15 protein-coding genes are annotated in these 19,326 nt (G+C 67.6%); 6 read left to right on the top strand and 9 right to left on the bottom strand.

The genetic code is table 11. The features are described 5' to 3' along the window. Positions 1-319: 319 nt before the first annotated feature. The 7 genes from J5M67_RS12120 to J5M67_RS12090 form a co-directional block, all read right to left on the bottom strand. Positions 320-1,744 (bottom strand): sigma-54-dependent Fis family transcriptional regulator, encoded by a 1,425-nt coding sequence (locus J5M67_RS12120; protein WP_207885563.1) that lies wholly within the window; start codon positions 1,742-1,744, stop codon positions 320-322. A gap of 193 nt (positions 1,745-1,937) precedes the next feature. Next, positions 1,938-2,840 (bottom strand): hydroxymethylglutaryl-CoA lyase, encoded by a 903-nt coding sequence (locus J5M67_RS12115; protein ID WP_207885562.1) that lies wholly within the window; start codon positions 2,838-2,840, stop codon positions 1,938-1,940. 257 nt (positions 2,841-3,097) lie between these two features. After that, the gene (locus J5M67_RS12110) at positions 3,098-5,059 is read right to left on the bottom strand and encodes an acetyl/propionyl/methylcrotonyl-CoA carboxylase subunit alpha (RefSeq protein WP_207885561.1); all 1,962 of its coding nucleotides are present in this window, start codon (positions 5,057-5,059) and stop codon (positions 3,098-3,100) included. After that, entirely contained in the window at positions 5,059-5,856 is a 798-nt protein-coding gene (locus J5M67_RS12105; RefSeq protein WP_207885560.1) for a gamma-carboxygeranoyl-CoA hydratase, read from the bottom strand. The genes J5M67_RS12110 and J5M67_RS12105 overlap by 1 nt, the downstream gene beginning before the upstream one ends. A gap of 10 nt (positions 5,857-5,866) precedes the next feature. Next, complete coding sequence (locus J5M67_RS12100; RefSeq protein ID WP_207885559.1) at positions 5,867-7,474, bottom strand: carboxyl transferase domain-containing protein; 1,608 nt, start codon at positions 7,472-7,474, stop codon at positions 5,867-5,869. Positions 7,475-7,588: 114 nt separating this feature from the next. After that, a complete protein-coding gene (locus J5M67_RS12095) occupies positions 7,589-8,752 on the bottom strand; it encodes an isovaleryl-CoA dehydrogenase (protein ID WP_207885558.1) in 1,164 nt (387 codons plus the stop codon). Between the two features lie 220 nt (positions 8,753-8,972). After that, a complete protein-coding gene (locus tag J5M67_RS12090; protein ID WP_207885557.1) occupies positions 8,973-9,377 on the bottom strand; it encodes a MerR family DNA-binding transcriptional regulator in 405 nt (134 codons plus the stop codon). Positions 9,378-9,617: 240 nt separating this feature from the next. On the opposite strand from J5M67_RS12090, the gene J5M67_RS12085 reads away from it, so the two are divergent. The 5 genes from J5M67_RS12085 (at position 9,618) to J5M67_RS12065 (ending at position 15,862) form a co-directional block, all read left to right on the top strand. Further along, on the top strand, positions 9,618-11,516 hold the full coding sequence (locus J5M67_RS12085; protein ID WP_207885556.1) for a sigma-54-dependent Fis family transcriptional regulator: 1,899 nt from the start codon (positions 9,618-9,620) through the stop codon (positions 11,514-11,516). After that, entirely contained in the window at positions 11,516-13,243 is a 1,728-nt protein-coding gene (locus tag J5M67_RS12080) for an ABC transporter ATP-binding protein (RefSeq protein WP_207885555.1), read from the top strand. Before J5M67_RS12085 ends, J5M67_RS12080 begins: the two co-directional genes overlap by 1 nt. After that, the gene (locus tag J5M67_RS12075) at positions 13,233-13,904 is read left to right on the top strand and encodes a S8 family serine peptidase (RefSeq protein ID WP_207885554.1); all 672 of its coding nucleotides are present in this window, start codon (positions 13,233-13,235) and stop codon (positions 13,902-13,904) included. Before J5M67_RS12080 ends, J5M67_RS12075 begins: the two co-directional genes overlap by 11 nt. 13 nt (positions 13,905-13,917) lie before the next feature. Continuing rightward, complete coding sequence (locus J5M67_RS12070; protein WP_207885553.1) at positions 13,918-15,234, top strand: NAD(P)/FAD-dependent oxidoreductase; 1,317 nt, start codon at positions 13,918-13,920, stop codon at positions 15,232-15,234. A 97-nt stretch (positions 15,235-15,331) separates the two neighbouring features. After that, positions 15,332-15,862, top strand: coding sequence for a DUF3828 domain-containing protein (locus J5M67_RS12065; protein ID WP_207885552.1), 531 nt, complete (start codon positions 15,332-15,334; stop codon positions 15,860-15,862). A 225-nt stretch (positions 15,863-16,087) separates the two neighbouring features. On the opposite strand, the gene J5M67_RS12060 is transcribed toward J5M67_RS12065, so the two are convergent. Together J5M67_RS12060 and J5M67_RS12055 are read right to left on the bottom strand one after the other, a co-directional pair. Further along, positions 16,088-16,795 (bottom strand): glutathione binding-like protein, encoded by a 708-nt coding sequence (locus J5M67_RS12060; protein ID WP_207885551.1) that lies wholly within the window; start codon positions 16,793-16,795, stop codon positions 16,088-16,090. A gap of 96 nt (positions 16,796-16,891) precedes the next feature. Next, entirely contained in the window at positions 16,892-18,277 is a 1,386-nt protein-coding gene (locus J5M67_RS12055; protein ID WP_207885550.1) for an NAD-dependent succinate-semialdehyde dehydrogenase, read from the bottom strand. Positions 18,278-18,419: 142 nt separating this feature from the next. On the opposite strand from J5M67_RS12055, the gene J5M67_RS12050 reads away from it, so the two are divergent. Next, on the top strand, positions 18,420-19,298 hold the full coding sequence (locus J5M67_RS12050; RefSeq protein WP_207885549.1) for a LysR family transcriptional regulator: 879 nt from the start codon (positions 18,420-18,422) through the stop codon (positions 19,296-19,298). The last annotated feature ends 28 nt before the right edge of the window (positions 19,299-19,326 follow it).

Genomic DNA, 19,326 nt, shown 5'->3' with positions numbered 1-19,326 from the left:
CGGTGATCTCCTGACGCGGCGCCGTGTGCGAAGCGGGACTGGCCGTGATGTCCGCTGGGGTGTGTTCGCGTTTGGGCAGCGTTGATTGTTGTTATGTCGGCTGTGCGGCGGGTGGCCGCGAAAGGCGACATAGCGAGTACCGTGCCAGGATTGTAACTATTTGATTTATAAGTCTTATTTTGAGATTGGCGGTTGCCGAGGCATGACATTTGTCTCTGAATGGAGACGGATGTCAGGAGGCTTTGCCAGAAGGTGCGAAATCCAGCGGGATAGGGCTTTGTCTCTATTTTGAGATATGTCTCTTTTTTGAGACTTCAGGTCAGGCTTGCAGGCCCAGGGCCGCCATCTTCTTGTAGAGCGTCGAGCGCCCCAGGCCAAGGCGCTGCGCGGCCGCGTCGACATTGCCGCCGTGCTCGGCCAGGGTGTTGGCGATCAGCTCGCGCTCGAAGGCATCCCGCGCGGCGTAGAAGTCCTGTCCTTCGGCCAGCCTGGCTGACGGCACTGTCGGGCCTGCCGGCAGCGGTTGCAGTTCGCCCAGAGCCGAGCGCAGGGCGGCGGCGTCGATCTGCGGGCGATCGCCCAGCAGCACGGTGCGTTCCAGCAGGTTGCGCAGCTCGCGCACGTTGCCTGGCCAGGCGTGCCGGGCGAGCAGCGCGAGGCCACCGGCATCCAGTTCATAGAGGGTCTGGCGGTCGTCGCGCAGGCCGTCGAGGATGGCTTCGCACAGCGCCGGCAGGTCTTCCAGGCGTTCGCGCAGCGGCGGGATCTCGATGGGCAGGACGTTGATGCGGTAGAACAGGTCGGCGCGGAAACGCCCTTCGCGCACGGCAGCGTCGAGGTCGATGGAGGTGGCGGCGATCAGGCGGATGTCGCTGCGCAGCACCTCGTTGGAGCCCACCGGTTCGAATTCCTTTTCCTGCAGCACGCGCAGCAGCTTGCTCTGCAGGGGCAGCGGCATGTCGCCGATCTCGTCGAGGAACAGCGTGCCGCCCTGGGCGATCTGCAGCTTGCCGGCGCGGCCCTTGCGGTCGGCACCGGTGAAGGCGCCCGGCGCGGTACCGAAGAATTCGGCTTCCAGCAGGGTTTCAGGGATGGCGGCGGCGTTGAGGCTGACGAAGGGCTTGTCCGCGCGAGGGGATGACGCGTGAATGGCATGGGCCAGCAGCTCCTTGCCGGTGCCGGTCTCGCCCAGCAGCAGGATCGGCGCCTCGCTGGCGGCGCCCCGGCGGGCACGGCGCTTCACTTCCAGGCTGGCCGGGCTGGTGCCGATGAAATGCGCGAAGCTGTACTTGGCCTGGCGCGCCTGCAGCAGCGAGCGGGTCGATGCGAGTTCGGCCTGCATTCGCTGGTAGCGGGTGAGCAGTGGCGATAGGGCGCGCAGCTCGTCGAACAGGGCGAAGCCGATGCCGCCGATGACAACGCCTGCGTCGTCGCGGATCGGCACGCGCATGACCACCAGCGGGTCCTTGGCCATGTCGAGGATGTCCAGCAGCATCGGCCGGCCGCTGCTGACCACCTCGCGCATCAGGCTGCCGGGGATCACCTGTTCCACCGGGCGGCCGATGGCCTGCTCGGCGTTGTCCAGGCCGAAGCGCTGGGCGTAGCGCTGATTGATCCAGACGATGCGCGCCTCGCGGTCGACGATCACCGTGCCTTCGCTGAACTGCTCGAAGATCTCGAACAGCGAGCGGATCGCCAGTTGGCGAACGCTGGGGTAGTCCTTGAGGCTGTCGGTAGCGGTCATAAGCGGGCCGTGCGCGAGGAGGGCAGAGGGCGCACTGTACCGGGATGCGGCGGCAGGGTCAGCAGTGATGAATGGGTGAGAGTTTCGTAGGAGCGGACTCCGTCCGCGATTGACCTGAAGCCGGCACCTTCCTGCCAGACGGTGCCGGGCCGACCCATCGCGGACAGAGTCCGCTCCTACGGTGTGCGCCGGCTCAGCGCTTGGACAGCTGCGCCTTGGCCACGCGCGAGCCGTTGGGTTTGTCCAGCACCGCGCAGATACGCTGGCCGGCGTCGATCAACTGGTCCAGGTCAATGCCGGTGTGGATGCCCAGGCCGTTGAGCAGGTAGAGCACGTCCTCGGTGGCGACGTTGCCGGTGGCGCCCTTGGCGTAGGGGCAGCCGCCCAGGCCGGCGACCGAGCTGTCGAACACGGCGATGCCTTCCAGCAGGCTGGCGTAGATGTTCGCCGTGGCCTGGCCGTAGGTGTCGTGGAAGTGCCCGGCCAGTTGCGCGCGTGGCACGCGCTGGCCGACCACTTCGAACATGCGGCGGGTGGCGCCGGCGGTGCCGACGCCGATGGTGTCGCCCAGGGAGACCTCATAGCAGCCCATGGCATGCAGTTCCGCGGCAACGGCGGCGACCTGTTCCGCGTCCACTTCGCCCTGGTAGGGGCAGCCGAGCACGCAGGAGACGTAGCCGCGCACGCGCACGCCGTGCTGGCGGGCCGCTTCCATCACCGGGACGAAGCGCTCCAGGCTTTCCTTGATCGAGCAGTTGATGTTCTTCTGCGAGAAGGCCTCGGAGGCGGCGGCGAACACCGCGACTTCCTTGACCTGGGACTCCAGCGCGGCTTCGAAGCCCTTCAGGTTCGGCGCCAAGGCGGCGTAGGTGACGCCGGCCTTCTGCTGGATGCCGGCGAAGACTTCCGCCGAGCCGGCCATCTGCGGCACCCATTTGGGCGAGACGAAGCTGCCGACTTCGATGTAGCTCAGGCCGGCGGCGGTCAGGTCGTCCACCAGGCGTACCTTGTCGGCGACGGCGATGGGCTGTTTCTCGTTCTGCAGGCCGTCGCGCGGGCCGACTTCGACCAGGCGGACGGATTGGGGCAGGGTCATGGAATGTCCTCGTTGGATTCGTGCGAAGGGCAGCTTTGGCTCTTCGTAGGACCGAGGGGGACGCCTAGTCCTTGCTCGCGAACGCATGGCACCCTGAGTGACCGGAGTGATGCGGGTTCGCGAGCAAGCTCGCTCCTACAAAAAGCGGCATCGGTATCAGGCGGAAGTCATGTAGGGCGCATAAAGCGGAACGCTTTATCCGCCGTAACTGCGCGGCGGATAACGCTGGCGCGTTATGCGCCCTACAAGAGCCGGCGTCAGGCCGGCGCTTCTTCCAATTCGACCAGTGCGGTACCTTCCGACACCAGTTCGCCTTCGCTGCAATACAGCGATTTCACCACGCCAGCGTGCGGCGCGCGAATGCTGTGTTCCATCTTCATGGCTTCGAGCACCACCAGCGCGGCGCCGGCTTCGACGCTCTGGCCGGGCTCGACCAGGATGCGCACGATGCTGCCGTTCATCGGTGCGCCCAGCCCGCCATGGTGGGCGTGGGCCGCTTCGGCTTCGGCAATCGGGTCGAAGCGCTGCACGCTGACCAGCTCGCCGTTCCATTCCAGGTAGAGGCTGTCGCCCCGGCGGATCACCTGGTGACGACGACGGATTTCGCCGTCCTTCACATCCAGCCACTGACCGTCGAGCTTGGCGATACGCTGGCCGTCGGCATGACGCAGGCGTACCACCTGCGATTCGCCCTTGGCCAGCAGGTGCAGGTCGGTTTCCCCCGGCAGGCCGCTGCGCCAGCCGCTCTGGGCGGACCAGGGCGAGTGGGCGTCGTCGCCACGCACGCGGGCGGCTTCGCTCTGCACCCAGGCCTCGGCGGCGAGCTGCCAGAAACGCTCGGGCAGGGCGGAGGGGGCGGGCAGCAGGTCTTCCTGGTAGCGGCCGATGAAGCCGGTATCCAGTTCGCCCGCGGCGAAGGCCGGGTGGGCCAGCACGCGGCGCAGGAACGCGAGGTTGGTCTTGAAGCCGCCAACGGCGGTTTCGCCGAGCATCGACAGCAGGCGCTGGCGCGCTTCCTCGCGGTTCTCGCCCCAGGCGATCAGCTTGGCCAGCATCGGGTCGTAGAACGGCGAGATGTCGTCGCCCTCGCGGATACCGCTGTCCACCCGGCGGCCGGGGCCGGCGGCGGGTTCTCGGTACAGCGCGAGGTGGCCGCTGGCGGGCAGGAAGCCGCCTTCGGGGTCTTCGGCGTAGAGGCGCACTTCGATGGCGTGGCCGATCAGCGGCACCTGTTCCTGGGTGATCGGCAGCGGCTCGCCACGAGCGACGCGAATCTGCCAGGCCACCAGGTCGAGGCCGGTGATGGCTTCGGTGACCGGGTGCTCCACTTGCAGGCGGGTGTTCATTTCCATGAAGAAGAACTGGCCGCTGCCTTCGTCGTAGAGGAATTCCACGGTGCCGGCGCCGACGTAGCCGATGGCCTGGGCAGCGCGCACGGCGGCTTCGCCCATGCCCTGGCGCAGTTCGAGGGAGAGGCCCGGAGCCGGCGCTTCCTCCACCACCTTCTGGTGGCGGCGCTGGATCGAGCAGTCGCGCTCGTTGAGGTACAGGCAGTTGCCGTGCTTATCGGCGAATACCTGGATTTCCACGTGGCGCGGCTTGGTCAGGTATTTCTCCACCAGCATGCGCGAGTCGCCGAAACCGGACTGCGCTTCACGCTGGGCGGATTCCAGCGCCTCGGCCAGTTCGGCCTCGCGCTCCACCACCTTCATGCCCTTGCCGCCACCGCCGGCGGCGGCTTTCAGCAGCACCGGGTAGCCGATGCGCTGCGCCTCGCGCTGGAAGGTGGCGTAGTCCTGGGCCTCGCCGTGGTAGCCGGGCACCAGCGGCACGCCGGCGGTTTCCATCAGCGCCTTGGCGGCGGACTTGCTGCCCATGGCGTCGATGGCGCTGGCCGGCGGGCCGAGGAAGATCAGCCCGGCCTCTTCGCAGGCGCGGGCGAAGCCGGCGTTCTCCGAGAGGAAGCCATAGCCGGGGTGGATGGCCTGGGCGCCGGCGGCTTTCGCGGCGGCCAGCACGGCGTCCGCGCGCAGGTAGCTTTCGGCCGGTTTGGCGCCGCCCAGGTCGATGGCGATGTCCGCCTCTTCGACGTGGCGGGCGTTGCGGTCGGTGGCGCTGTGCACGGCCACGGTGGTCAGGCCCAGGGCCTTGGCGGTGCGCATCACGCGGCAGGCGATCTCGCCGCGGTTGGCCACCAGCAGGGTATCGATCTTGCTCATCAGACTTGCTCCTGCCAGGCCGGTTTGCGTTTTTCCAGGAAGGCGCGCAGACCTTCCTGCCCCTCGGGGCTGATGCGGATGCGGGCGATGGCCGCTTCGGTGTAGCGGCGCAGTTCGGGGTTGAGCTCGGCCGCGCCGACTTCGTGGAACAGCGCCTTGCAGGCCACCAGGGCCGCCGGACTGTTGTTCAGCAGGTTGGCGATCCAGGCGTCGGCTTTCTCGTCCAGCTCGGCGGCCGGGAAGTGCTCGTCCACCAGGCCCAGTTCGCGGGCGCGGACGCCGCTGAAGCGTTCGGCGGTCATGGCGTAGCGGGTGGCGGCGCGCTGGCCGATGGCTTTGGTGACGAACGGGCCGATGGTGGCCGGGATCAGGCCGATGCGCACTTCGGACAGGCAGAACTGCGCGTCCTCGGCGGCCAGGGCCATGTCGCAGCAGGCCACCAGCCCCACGCCGCCTCCGAAGGCCGCGCCCTGGACGATGGCGAGGGTCGGCTTGTTCAGCTGGTGCAGGTTGTAGAGCAGTTCGGCGAGCTGCTGGGCGTCGTCGAGGTTGCCCTGGTAGTCCAGCTGCACGGATTCCTGCATCCAGGAAAGGTCCGCGCCGCCGCAGAAGTGCTTGCCGCGCCCGCGCAGCACCACGAGGCGCACGCGCTCGTCGTTGGCCACGGCGGCCAGCGCCTGGATCAGCTCGGCGATGGTCCGGGCGTTGAAGGCGTTGTTCTTGTCCGGGCGGTTCAGCCAGAGGCTGGCGACGCCGCGCGGGTCGATGTCGAGTTCTATGTTCTGGAAGTCGGTCATGGCGGCGGCCTTACATGCGGAAGACGCCGAAGCGCGTGGCTTCGATGGGCGCGTTGAGCGAGGCGGAGAGGGCGAGGCCGAGTACGTCGCGGGTCTGCGCCGGGTCGATCACGCCGTCGTCCCACAGGCGGGCGCTGGAGTAGTAGGGGTGACCCTGGCGCTCGTACTGTTCGAGGATCGGCGCCTTGATCTTCGCCTCGTCCTCGGCGGACAGCGCGTGGCCGGCGCGTTCGGCCTGCTCGCGCTTGACCTGGGCCAGCACGCCGGCAGCCTGCTCGCCGCCCATCACGCCGATCCGCGCGTTGGGCCACATCCACAGGAAGCGCGGGTCGTAGGCGCGGCCGCACATGCCGTAGTTCCCGGCGCCGAAGCTGCCGCCGATGATCACGGTGAACTTCGGCACCTGGGCGCAGGCCACGGCGGTGACCAGCTTGGCGCCGTGCTTGGCGATGCCGCCGGCCTCGTACTTCTGGCCGACCATGAAGCCGGTGATGTTCTGCAGGAACACCAGCGGGATGCCGCGCTGGCAGGCCAGTTCGATGAAGTGCGCGCCTTTCTGCGCGGCCTCGGCGAAGAGGATGCCGTTGTTGGCGAGGATCGCCACCGGGTAGCCGTGCAGGTGGGCGAAGCCGCACACCAGGGTGGTGCCGAACAGCGCCTTGAACTCGTCGAATTCGCTGCCGTCGACCAGGCGCGCGATGATCTCGCGCACGTCGAAGGGCTGCTTGCTGTCCACCGGGATCACCCCGTACAGCTCCTCGGCGGCGTACAGCGGCGCGCGCGGGGCGCGGGTGTTGAGCTGGCCCTGCTTGGTCCAGTTGAGGTTGGCGATGCAGCGGCGGGCGATGGCCAGCGCGTGTTCGTCGTCCTCGGCGTAATGGTCGGCCACGCCGGAGGTCTTGCAGTGCACGTCGGCGCCGCCCAGGTCCTCGGCGCTCACCACCTCGCCGGTGGCGGCCTTCACCAGCGGCGGGCCGGCGAGGAAGATGGTGGCCTGGTTGCGCACCATGATGGTCTCGTCGCTCATCGCCGGCACGTAGGCGCCGCCGGCGGTGCAGGATCCCATCACCACGGCGATCTGCGGGATGCCCTGGGCGCTCATGTTGGCCTGGTTGAAGAAGATGCGGCCGAAGTGTTCGCGGTCGGGGAACACCTCGTCCTGGCGCGGCAGGTTGGCGCCGCCGGAGTCCACCAGGTAGATGCAGGGCAGGCGGTTCTGCTGGGCGATGGTCTGGGCGCGCAGGTGCTTCTTCACGGTCAGCGGGTAGTAGCTGCCGCCTTTCACCGTGGCGTCGTTGCCGACGATCATGCATTCCACGCCTTCCACGCGGCCGATACCGGCGACCACGCCGGCGGCGGCGACGTCTTCGCCGTACACCTCATGGGCGGCGAGGGCTGAGACTTCGAGGAAGGGCGAGCCGGCGTCCAGCAGGCGATTGATGCGCTCGCGCACCAGCAGTTTGCCGCGCGCGGTGTGCTTGGCCTGGGCGGCAGCGCCGCCGCCTTCATGGACGCGGCCGAGCAGGGCGCGCAGGTCCTGGACGTTCTCCAGCATGGTCGCGGCGTTGGCGGCGTATTCCGGGGAGCGGGTGTTGAGTTGGGTGCCGAGGATGGTCATAGGGTCTCCACGAGCGAGTATCTTTTGTAGGAGCGAGCTTGCTCGCGAACAACCTCCGCTGCGGGGGCTGGTTCGCGAGCAAGCTCGCTCCTACAGAGGCGGAAGCGGGTGGGTTCAGCGGGTCTCGTTGAACAGCTCGCGGCCGATCAGCATGCGGCGGATTTCGCTGGTGCCGGCGCCGATCTCGTAGAGCTTGGCGTCGCGCAGCAGGCGGCCGGTGGGGAACTCGTTGATGTAGCCGTTGCCGCCGAGGATCTGGATGGCGTCCAGGGCCATCTGGGTGGCGCGCTCGGCGGTGTAGAGAATCACCCCGGCGGCGTCCTTGCGGGTGGTCTCGCCGCGGTCGCAGGCCTGGGCCACGGCATACAGGTAGGCGCGGCTGGCGTTGAGCTGGGTGTACATGTCGGCGACCTTGCCCTGGATCAGCTGGAACTCGCCGATGCTCTGGCCGAACTGCTTGCGGTCGTGGATGTAGGGGACGATCACGTCCATGCAGGCCTGCATGATGCCGATGGGGCCGCCGGCGAGCACCACGCGCTCGTAGTCCAGGCCGCTCATCAGCACCTTCACGCCGCCGTTGACCGCGCCCAGCACGTTCTCTTCCGGCACTTCCACGTCATCGAAGAACAGCTCGCAGGTGTTCGAGCCGCGCATGCCCAGCTTGTCGAACTTGCTGCCACGGCTGAAGCCCTTCCAGTCGCGCTCGACGATGAACGCGGTGATGCCGTGGGCGCCTTTCTCCGGCTCGGTCTTGGCGTAGATCACGTAGGTGTTGGCGTCCGGTCCGTTGGTGATCCAGGTCTTGCTGCCGTTGAGCACGAAGCGGTCGCCGCGCTTCTCGGCGCGCAGCTTCATCGACACCACGTCGGAGCCGGCGTTGGGCTCGCTCATGGCCAGGGCGCCGATATGCTCGCCGCTGATCAGCTTGGGCAGATACTTGGCCTTCTGCTCGGCATTGCCGTTGCGCTTGATCTGGTTGACGCACAGGTTGGAGTGCGCGCCATAGGACAGGCCGACCGAAGCCGAGCCACGGCTGATTTCCTCGATGGCGATGACGTGGGCCAGGTAACCCATGTTGGCGCCGCCGTATTCCTCCGCGACGGTGATGCCGAGCAGGCCCATATCGCCGAACTTCTTCCACATGTCCATGGGGAACAGGTTGTCGGCGTCGATCTGCGCGGCGCGCGGGGCAAGTTCGCTGGTGACGAAGCCTTGCACCTGCTCGCGCAGCATGTCGATGGTTTCGCCGAGGCCGAAGTTGAGGGAGGGGTAGCTCATGGGGTCACCTATTGTACTTGTAGTCGGAGTGAGGGAGCGGACCTGCTGCGCGTCGGTCAGGCTGCGTTGAAAGCCGCCTCGAACTGCTCATTAACAAGTGTTAACTCCGCGTTCTCGGCGTCTTGATTCGCTGGCGCTCTCCCTTCGGGCCAGCCTGCGGCTGTTACTCCCGTTGGTCGTTCGCCTTGCCTGCCTCTAGCTCGCAAGGTCCGGGCTTGTCTTAGTTCGTGGCCGGCTGCTTCCGGGGTTTGTCGGTCTCGGCCATGGCCGCCAGGCAGCGCTCCTCGGCCGTGTCCAGTTCCAGTTTCATCTGCTCGATGTCCAGCAGCTGCTGTTCCAGCTGCGCACGGCGGGCGGTGATCTTGCCGAGGAAGGTCTGCAGCTGCTTCTGGTTGCCGCTGCTGGGGTCGTAGAGGTCGATCAGCTCCTTGCACTCGGCCAGCGAGAAGCCGATGCGCTTGCCGCGCAGGATCAGCTTCAGGGCGACCAGATCCTTCGGGCTGTAGACGCGCTCCTGGCCTCGGCGCTCGGGGCTGAGCATGCCTTGCTCCTCATAGAAGCGGATGGCGCGGGTGGTGACGTCCAGTTCGCGGGCCAGCTCGGAGATGGTGTAGGTCGTGGACATGGGAATGCTCTTGCTTGGATGTTTACCTTTACGTTAACGTAAACCTGCCTTGAGTCACTGTCAACACACTCGAAGGCGGCGTAGGAAGAAGGGTAGGCGCAGGAATTGTCCCCGGTAGTGAAGACTATTCTTCCTGGCAGGGTCTTCCCCTTTACTGACGCTGCCGGGGGGTGTACACAGCCCTGACCAGCCTGCTAGTTCCGTAATTGAGCTTGGCGACGGAACCTACCGGAGCGATGCATGACCACAAGAACAATAAGCAGCGACCTGCTGCGCGAAGCCCACCTGGCCCGGGAACGCCTGCAACAGGAGGGCGAAGTCCCCAGCGGCGTGCTGCGCGAGGAAATCGACGCTTCCTGGCGGCGCAGCCTCGACCACGGTCTGGACTGCGCCAGCGGCACCGAGCAGGGCCTCGATACCCGCATCAAGCCGGACGTCCTGCTGGCCGGCAACCGCCTGCTGCTCGACGCGGCGACTCCCGAACTCGACTACCTGCAGCAGCGCCAGGGCCACGACGGCGTGATCATTCTGGCCAACGCCGACGCCACCATCCTGTCCGTCGAAGGCGCCCGCGACCACATGCAGAGCAGGGGCCTGGCCGATATCGTCCAGGGTGCCTGCTGGAGCGAAGCCGCCCGTGGCACCAACGCCCTGGGCACCGCGCTGGTGGAAAAGCGCGCCACGCAGATCGACTGCGGCGAACACTTCCTCGACCGCCTGAGCCGTTTCTCCTGCACCTCGGTGCCCATCGAGGGGCCGCAGGGCAATTTCCTCGGCGTGCTCGACATGACCCGCGAAGGCCCGCTCTCCGGCCCGCGGGAAAGTCTCTCGCTGCTCAGCCTCGCGGTGTTCCAGATCGAGGCGCGGCTGTTCGCCGTCAGCCATCCGGGGCAGGTGGTGATCGCCTTCCATTACCGCCGCCAGTACCTGGACTCCGCCTGGCAGGGCCTGCTGGCGCTGGGGCTGGACGGCAAGGTGCTGGCCGTCAGCGGCCAGGCCTGCCAGTTGCTCGGCGCCACCCGCGAAAGCCTGGTGGGCCGGCGCAGCGAAGACTTCCTCGGCCTGCGCGGCGACCAGCTGCTCGGCCGGCTCTACCAGGGCGGCGTCGGCAGCCTGCAGACGCCCAAGGGCGAGCTGTTCTACAAGACGCTGCAGGCGCCGCTGCGCAGCCATGGGGTGCCGGTCAGCAACCGCGCGCCGCGCCAGGCCGCCGGCCCCGACCTCGAAGCCCTGGCCGGTAGCCACCCGCGCTACGCCCGTGCCCTGCGCATGGCGCGCCAGGGGCTGGTCAACGAACTCCCGGTTCTGCTGCTGGGCGAAACCGGCAGCGGCAAGGAAGTGGTCGCCCGCGCCCTGCACCAGGCCAGCGCGCGCAGCGACAAGCCCTTCGTCGCGGTGAACTGCGCGGCGATCCCCGAGGGGCTGATCGAATCCGAGCTCTTTGGTTACCGCGACGGCGCCTTTACCGGCTCGCGGCGCGGCGGCATGGTCGGCCGGCTGCAACAGGCCCATGGCGGCACACTGTTCCTCGACGAAATCGGCGACATGCCCCTGGCCCTGCAGGCGCGCCTGCTGCGCGTGCTGCAGGAGCGCAAGGTGGCGCCGCTGGGCGCCGGCGAGGAGCAGGACATCGACGTCGCGCTGATCTGCGCCACCCACCGCGACCTCAAGCGCCTGGTGGAAGAGAAGCAGTTCCGCGAAGACCTCTACTACCGCGTCAACGGCATCAGCGTGAAGCTGCCGGCGCTGCGCGAGCGTGACGACCTCGCCGAGCTGGCCGCCAGCCTGCTGGCGCGCATGGGCGCGCCCAAGGTGAAGCTCTCCGCCGAGCTGCTCGGCCTGCTGCGCGAGTACCACTGGCCGGGCAACATCCGCCAGCTGGAGATGGTCCTGCGCACTGCGCTGGCCATGCGCGAGGAGGGCGAGGATGTGCTCGGGCTGGACCATCTGCCGGACAGCACCCTGGATGAACTCAGCGCCGGCGAGCGCCCGCAGAGCGGCAGCATTCGCGAGAACGAACTGGAGCTGATCCGCCAGGCGCTGGAACGCCACCAGGGCAACGTCTCCGCCGCCGCCGACGCGCTGGGTATCAGCCGCGCCACGCTGTACCGCAAGCTCAAGCAACTCAAGGTGGGATGATGTTCTTCACCCGCCTGATCGAGAGCGACGATCCGCAGGCGCTCAAGGCCTCGCTGCACTGGCTGTACGGCTTCGTGCGCCCGCACCGGCTGGCGATTGCCGGCTTGCTCGGGCTGTCGTTCTGCGCGTCCTTGCTGGTGCTGGCGCAACCCTGGCTGACCAAGACGCTGATCGACGACGGCCTGCTGGCGAAGGACTTCCCGGTACTGGTGATGGTGGCCGGGGCGATGATCGTCGTCGGGCTGGTCGGCACGGCGTTGTCCGGCCTGAACCGCTACCTGCACACACGCCTGTCCGGGCGCATCCTGTTCGCCCTGCGTGACGCGCTGTATCGCCACCTGCAGACCCTCTCGCCGAGCTTCTTCGGTCGCCGTCGCATCGGCGACCTGATGTCCCGGCTCGACGGCGACGTTGCCGAGATCCAGCGCTTCGCCGTGGACTCGCTGTTCTCCGCCGTCTCCAGCGCGATCGGCCTGGTCGGCGCGCTGGTGCTGCTGCTCACCCTGTCCTGGAAGCTCTCGCTGCTGGTGGCGCTGCTGATCCCGCTGGACGTGCTCTGGCTGCGCTGGATGCGGCGCAAGGTGGAGCGCGAGGCGCGCGGCCTGCGCGAGCGCTCGGCAGACCTTTCGTCGTTCTTCGTCGAGACGTTGCCGGCGATGAAGTTCATCCAGTCCGCCGGCCAGCAATCCCGCGAATCCGGGCGCCTGGAAGGGCTGGGGCAGGGCTACCTCGGCCAGCTGCTGCGCCTGCAACTCACCGAGTTCTTCACCCAGGCCGTGCCCGGCACGCTGATGTCGCTGTCCCGCGCCTGCGCCTTCCTGGTCGGCGGCTACTGGGTGGTGCAGGGCACCTGGCAGCTGGGTTCGCTGATCGCCTTTTCCACCTACCTCGGCATGGCCATCGGGCCGGTGCAGAGCCTGCTTGGCCTCTATGTCGCGCTACAGCGCATGACCGTCAGCCTTGGTCGGGTCATGGAATTGCGCGGCGAGGAAGCCACCATCGTTTCCCCGGCTTCGCCACGACCGATGCCGCACGACGGCGAGCTGCGCCTGGAGAATCTGCACTACGCCTGGCCGGGCCGCGCGCAACCGGTCCTGCAGAATGTGCAGGCGGTGATTCCCGCCGGCCTCAAGGTCGCGCTGAGCGGCCCGTCCGGCGTCGGCAAGACTACCCTGATCGACCTGCTGCAACGCTTCTACGACCCCGACCAGGGCCGCATCCTGCTCGATGGCGTGGACCTGCGCGAACTGGACCTGCACGCCCTGCGTCGGCGTGTGGCGGTGGTCAGCCAGGACATCGTGCTGTTCCGTGGCAGCCTCGCCGACAACCTCGCTTACAGCGCGCCCGAGTCGACGCGCGAAGCCATCGAGAAAGCCGCCCGCGCCGCGCAGCTCGACGGCCTGGTCGCCAGCTTGCCGGAGGGCTTCGACAGCCCATTGGGCGAGCGTGGCCAGCAGCTGTCCGGCGGGCAGAAACAACGCATCGCCATCGCCCGCGCGCTGCTGCAGGACCCGCTGATCCTGGTGCTCGACGAAGCCACCTCGCAGGTCGACGAAAGCACCGAGCGCGAGGTGATCGCCGCCATCGACCAACTGTTCGCCGGCCGCACGCGGCTGCTGATCAGCCACCGCGCCTCCACCCTGGCCGCTGCCGATCTGCATCTGGAATTGCAGGATGGGCAGATGCGGGTGCGCGAGGCTCAACCGGTACAGCGACATGAAGCCTGAACTGCGCATCGGCGTGATCGACAGTGGCCATTCCGAAAAGCAGGCGCGCTTCGTGCGCGGCGGGCAACGCTTCTGTCTTACCCATGACGGATTGGACCGGCTGCCACTGACGACTGATCTGCTGGGGCATGGCAGCGCGGTGTGCGAAGCGATCCTTTCCCGCGCGCCGGAGGCGCGCTTGTGCGTGGCCCAGGTGTTCGACGAACGCGGCGTGACCAGTCCGTTGCAGATCGCAGCGGCGCTGAACTGGCTGGCCGGGCAGGGCGTGCGCTTGATCAACCTGAGCCTGGGGGTGCGTCAGGACCGGCCGATCCTGCACGATGCCGTGGCTGATCTGGTGGCGGCGGGCGTGCTGATCTGCGCGTCGAGCCCGGCCCAGGGCGATCCGGTGTTTCCCGCCAGCTATCCGGGGGTGATCCGGGTGACGGGGGACGCGCGTTGCCGTGACGGGGAGTGGTCCTGGCTCGACAGCTCGCAGGCGGATTTCGGCGCGGCGGTGTCGCTGGCCGGGCGCTCGGGTGCGAGCCTGGGGTGTGCGGCGTTCTGTGGGCACCTGGCATCGATGCTGGCCGAGAGCCCGGAATTGTCGAACCTGGAGCTGATCGAGCTGATGCGTGAGCGGGCGCCTTATCACGGCGTCGAGCGGAAGATGGATATATGAGGGCCGTCCAGGCATGATCGACGCCGCCATCCTGATCCTTGGCGCCGGCCCTGCCGGAGCGGCGGTCGCCCTTGGCCTGCGGCGCCTGGGCCACGCCGTCATCGTCATCAGCGAATGGCGCCGCTTCGCCGCCGTGGAAGGAGTCTCCCAGCGTGTGCTGGAGGGCCTGCGCGGTGCCGGCCTGAACCATGCCCTGAGCTGCGCCGCACCGCCGTCGCAACGTCGCGTGCACTGGAACGGCGTGGAAAGCGCCCGGAACATTGAATGCATCCTCGACCGCCCGCGCTTCGATGCGGGGCTGCGTGAGGACCTGAAATCGGCCGGTGTGGAACTGATCGAAGCCCAGGTGCTGGCCGTCGACGCGGACGGCACCGGTTGGCGCGTGAGGCTCGAAGGCGGCCGAGAGGTGCAGGGTGCTTTCCTCGTGGAAGCCCGTGGCCGTCAGGCGCCGTTGAACCAGAAGGGGATGAAGGCGCGACGCGGCCCGGAAACCCTGAGCCTGCTCAACCGCTGGCAGGGCGAGCCCTGTCCGCTGGCCAGCGCGGTGGAAAGCCTGCCCGATGGCTGGGCCTGGATGGCGCGGCTGGCCGATGGGCGCTGCTATTGGCAGCTGACCCTGGATGTCGCCAGCAGCCAGTTGCCGCCGCGCGATCAACTGCTCGATTACTGCCGTGAGCGCCGCGCTGCTTCGGCCCTGGTGCGCGAGTTCTTCGCTGGCGCCGAGGAGCGCGAGCTGGACCTGCACGCCCGCAGCAGCACGGCGATCCTCTGCCTGGAAGCCTGCGGCGACAACTGGATTCGCGTGGGCGATGCGGCGATGGCGGTGGACCCGCTGTCCGGCAATGGCATCTTCCAGTCGCTGTCCTCTGCGTTGCAGGCGCCGGTGGTGATCAACACCCTGCTGCGTGCGCCGGAGCGCGCGGCCTTGGCCCGGCGTTTCCATCAGCAGCGGGTCGAGCAGCTGTTCCTGCGCTTCGCCCGTGTCGGACGCGACTTCTACGCCAGTGAAGAACAGTGGATCGACCAGCCCTTCTGGCGAGCCCGCCGGGCCTGGCCGGATGAGCAGCCGAGCCATCTGCCGAGCGATTTCGCCAGCCTGCGCATCGAGCGTGCGCCGGTGCTGCGCGGGGAGTTCGTCGATGAGGCCGAAGTGGTGGTCAGCGCCGACCAGCCGCTGGGCATCTGGCACCTCGATGGGCTGGAGCTGGCGCCCTGGTTGCGCCGCCTGCGTGCGGAGCCCGAAGCGAAGGTGCTGGCGGACCTGCCGCCGGAACGCCGCCGGGCGTTCCAGGGCTGGCTGCTGGCGCAGGGATATCGTCCAGGGTCGTAGGAGCGGGCCACGCCCGCGATCGCGCGCATGGCGCGCTCCTACAGTGGAATGTCCTCGGTTCACCCGCATCACGAATTGCCGATCCACGGAGAACCCCATGGCCCTGCTGCGACATACGTTTGCGCTCTTGCTGATCCTGCTGACGATGACCGATGCGTCGATGGCCGCTACCGCGCCTTCCGCGGTCGACAGCGCCAGTGCCGAGCAGTTTCTGCGCCGGGTCTATGCCAGTTACGCCAACGATGGGCCTGGTGTACCGAGCGACAAGCTGCAGGAGTCGGATGTCTATGACGCCTCCCTGATCGCCCTGATGGAGGCGGATCAGGACGCCGCCGATGGCGAGGTCGGCTTCCTCGATGGCGACCCCTTGTGCGATTGCCAGGACTGGGGCGACATCCGGATACAGTCGCTGGCCCTCACCGCTCTGGAGGGGGATCGGCTGAAGGCCAGCCTGGCGCTCAAGGACGCATCGACCGGCGAGGGCCGCAAGCTCGACCTGCTTCTGCATCGCACCGCTCAGGGCTGGCGGATCGAGGATTGCATCAGCGGGCAGGGCAGCCTGGCCGAGAACCTGCGGCGCAGTACGCGCAAACTGCTGCAGGAGAAGAAGGACGCGGCGCCGACCTGATCACCACCGTGTAGGAGCGGGCCATGCCCGGGATTCGCGCGCATGGCGCGCTCCTACAAGGTGGAATTTCGCACGAGTCTTTTGTGTAGGAGCGGATCTTATCCGCGAAATCCCGGCGAAGCCGGGACAAACATTGCCGCCAGTGAGTTCGAGGTTGGGCGGTTCGCGAGCAAGCTCGCTCCTACAAAAGCTGCGCGTCCACGTCAGTGCCATCCCGGCGCAGGCTCAGTCGTCCTTGCCCAGGCTCGCCGCCGTCTGCCCGAACAGGATCTTCTTGCCTTCCTCGGTCACCGAGGGGCGCGACTGGAAGGGTTTGCCCTGCTCGTAGGCGCGCACGGTGGCCGGGCGCGCGGCGATGCTTTCGAACCAGCGCTTGAGGTGCGGGAAGTCGTCGAGGTTCTGCTGCTGGCGCTGCCACGGCACCACCCACGGGTAGCTGGCCATGTCGGCGATGCTGTAGTGCTCGCCGCCGAGGAAGGGCACCTTCTTCAGGCGCCGGTCCAGCACGCCGTAGAGGCGGTTGGTCTCGTTGATGTAGCGCTGCATGGCGTAGGGCAGCTTCTCCGGCGCGTACTGCACGAAATGGTGGTTCTGCCCGGCCATCGGGCCGAGGCCGCCGACCTGCCAGAACAGCCATTCCAGCACCGTCTTGCGCCCGCGTACGTCGGCCGGCAGGAACTGCCCGGTCTTCTCGGCGAGGTAGACGAGAATGGCGCCGGATTCGAACACCGTGATCGGCTCGCCGCCATCGGCGGGCGCGGTGTCGATGATCGCCGGCATGCGGTTGTTCGGCGAAAAGGCGAGGAAGTCGGGCTTGAACTGGTCGCCGGCGCTGATATCGACCGGGTGGATGCGGTAGTCGAGGCCGGTTTCTTCCAGGAACAGGGTGATCTTGTGGCCGTTGGGCGTGGGCCAGTAGTACAGCTCGATCATGGAACCTCCTAGGGTGGAACGCCCCGACAGGGTGTCGGGGCGTACAACGCCCGCGCCGAGGAGAACGGCGTAGGGCGAGGGGCTGAGGATAAGCCTTTACTTGCGGTCGATCCAAACGGTCTGCGGGTTGAGGAACTCGCGCAGGCCGAAGTGCGACAGCTCGCGACCGAAGCCGCTCTTCTTCACGCCGCCGATCGGTACACGGGGATCGGAGGCGGAGAAGCCATTGATGAACACGCCACCGCTGACCAGGCGTCGGGCCATCTGTTGAGCCTTGGTCTTGTCGGCAGTCCAGATGGCGCCGGAGAGACCGAACTCGCTGTCGTTGGCCAGTTCCAGGGCGTGCTCGGCGTCGCGGGCGACGATCAGCGAGGCCACTGGACCGAAGATTTCCTTCTTGAAGGCGGTGTTGCCCGGCTTCACGTCGGCCAGCACGGTCGGCGCGTAGTAGTTGCCTTCGCCGTCGAGCTTGTGGCCGCCCAGCAGCAGGGTGGCGCCGTCGGCGATGGCCTGTTGCACCTGGCCGTCCAGCTCGTCGCGCAGGTCGAAGCGGGCCATGGGGCCGACGAAGGTGTCGTCCGCCAGCGGGTCGCCGATCTTCAGCGCCTTCACGGCGGCCAGCAGCTTCTCGGTGAAGGCCGGGGCGATGGATTCTTCGAGGATCATGCGCTTGGCGGCGATGCACACCTGGCCACAGTTGCCGAAGCGGCTGGCGACGGCGGCCTTGACGGCGGCGTCGAGGTCGGCGTCGGCCAGCACGATGAAGGCGTCGGAACCACCCAGCTCCAGCACGCATTTCTTCAGCGCTGCACCGGCCTGGGAGGCGATGGCGGCGCCCGCGCCCACGCTGCCGGTCACGGCGATGGAGGCGATGCGGTCATCGGCGATGGCCTTGGAAACCAGCGGCGGCTCGACGTTCAGCACTTCGAACACGCCTTCGGGCAGGCCAGCATCCCGCCAGGCTTTTTGCAACTGATAGGCGCAGCCCATGACGTTCGGCGCGTGCTTGAGCACGTAGGTGTTGCCGCCCAGGATGATGCTCACCGCGCCACGCATGACCTGCCAGGTGGGGAAGTTCCATGGCATCACGGCCAGCACCGGGCCCAGCGGCAGGTAGGAGATGTAGGCGCCGTCGATCGGGGTCTTCTCGTCTTCGAGCATGGCCGGGCCGTTTTCGGCGTACCAGTCGCACAGGTTGGCGCACTTGTTGATCTCGCCACGGGCCTGGGTGACCGGCATGCCCATTTCCTGGGCTTCCATGCGGGCCATCGGCTCGACGTTGGCGCGCAGGACTTCGGCCATCTTGCGCAGCACGGCGACGCGCTCGGCGATGCTGGTTTCGCGCCACTGGCGGAAGGCGGCGTCGGTGCGGGTCAGCGAGGCTTCCAGCTGGGCGGCGTCTTCGAAGGTGTAGCGGGCCAGTTCCTGGCCGGTGGCGGGGCTGCGGGAGATGGCAGCGGGGATGGCGGCGATCTGGTTCATGGTGAGTCCTGCTTGTTCTGTTGGGCCGCAAGGCCGGTCGTTCGTCCGGGCACGCTGGCGCCGGGATGGAGCAGAAATTAAGATGCGGACTCATTCATGTAAAATGAATAATCAAGAAAGACTCTTTCTCTCGGAGAGAATCATGGACCTCACCCAGCTGGAAATCGTCCGCGCCGTCGCCCAGGAAGGCAGCATCACCGCCGCCGCGGCCCGTCTGCACCGCGTGCCGTCGAACCTGACCACGCGGATCAAGCAGCTGGAAGCGGAGCTGGGCGCCGAGCTGTTCATCCGCGAGAAGCTGCGCCTCCGTCTGTCGCCTACCGGGCGCAGCTTCCTGGATTACGTCGAACGTATCCTCGACCTGGTGGATGAGGCCCGGCAGGTAGTGGTCGGCGCCGAACCCCACGGCAGCTTTTCCCTGGGCTCCATGGAAAGCACGGCGGCGGTGCGCATCCCCGAGATGCTGGCGCGTTACCACCAGCAATGCCCGAAGGTGCAACTGGACCTGTCCACCGGCCCCTCCGGCGAGATGATCGACGGCGTGCTCTCCGGGCGCTTCATCGCCGCCTTCGCCGACGGCCCGGCCAACCACCCGCAGCTCGACGGCCAGCCGGTGTACCGCGAGGAACTGGTGCTGATGAGCGCCAGGCACCACGCGCCGGTGTCTGACGCGCGGGATGTGGCGGGGGAGACGGTGTTCGCCTTCCGCGACACCTGCTCCTACCGCAAGCGCCTGGAGGCCTGGTTCGCCGAGCACAGGGTGGTCCCGGGCAAGATCGTCGAGATGGAGTCCTACCACGGCATGCTCGCCTGCATCGCGGCGGGAGGCGGCGTCGCCATCATCCCGCGGGCGATGTTCGACAGCCTCGCCGGCGGCCGCAACGTGGCGATCCACCGGCTGGCGCCGCACCATGCCGACGCTACCACCTGGCTGTTCTGGCGGCGCGGTACCGATACGCCGGCGCTGCGCGCGTTTATCGGACTACTGGACGACGTGCGGCCCGAAGCTGAAGTGGCCTGACGACGGGGCCTTCCGGGCGCTGTTTCAG

Origin of the sequence: Pseudomonas sp. 30_B, assembly GCF_017491605.1 — a bacterium.
In the GTDB taxonomy this organism is placed as follows: Bacteria; Pseudomonadota; Gammaproteobacteria; order Pseudomonadales; family Pseudomonadaceae; genus Pseudomonas.
This window is presented reverse-complemented; position numbering and strand designations above follow the sequence as displayed.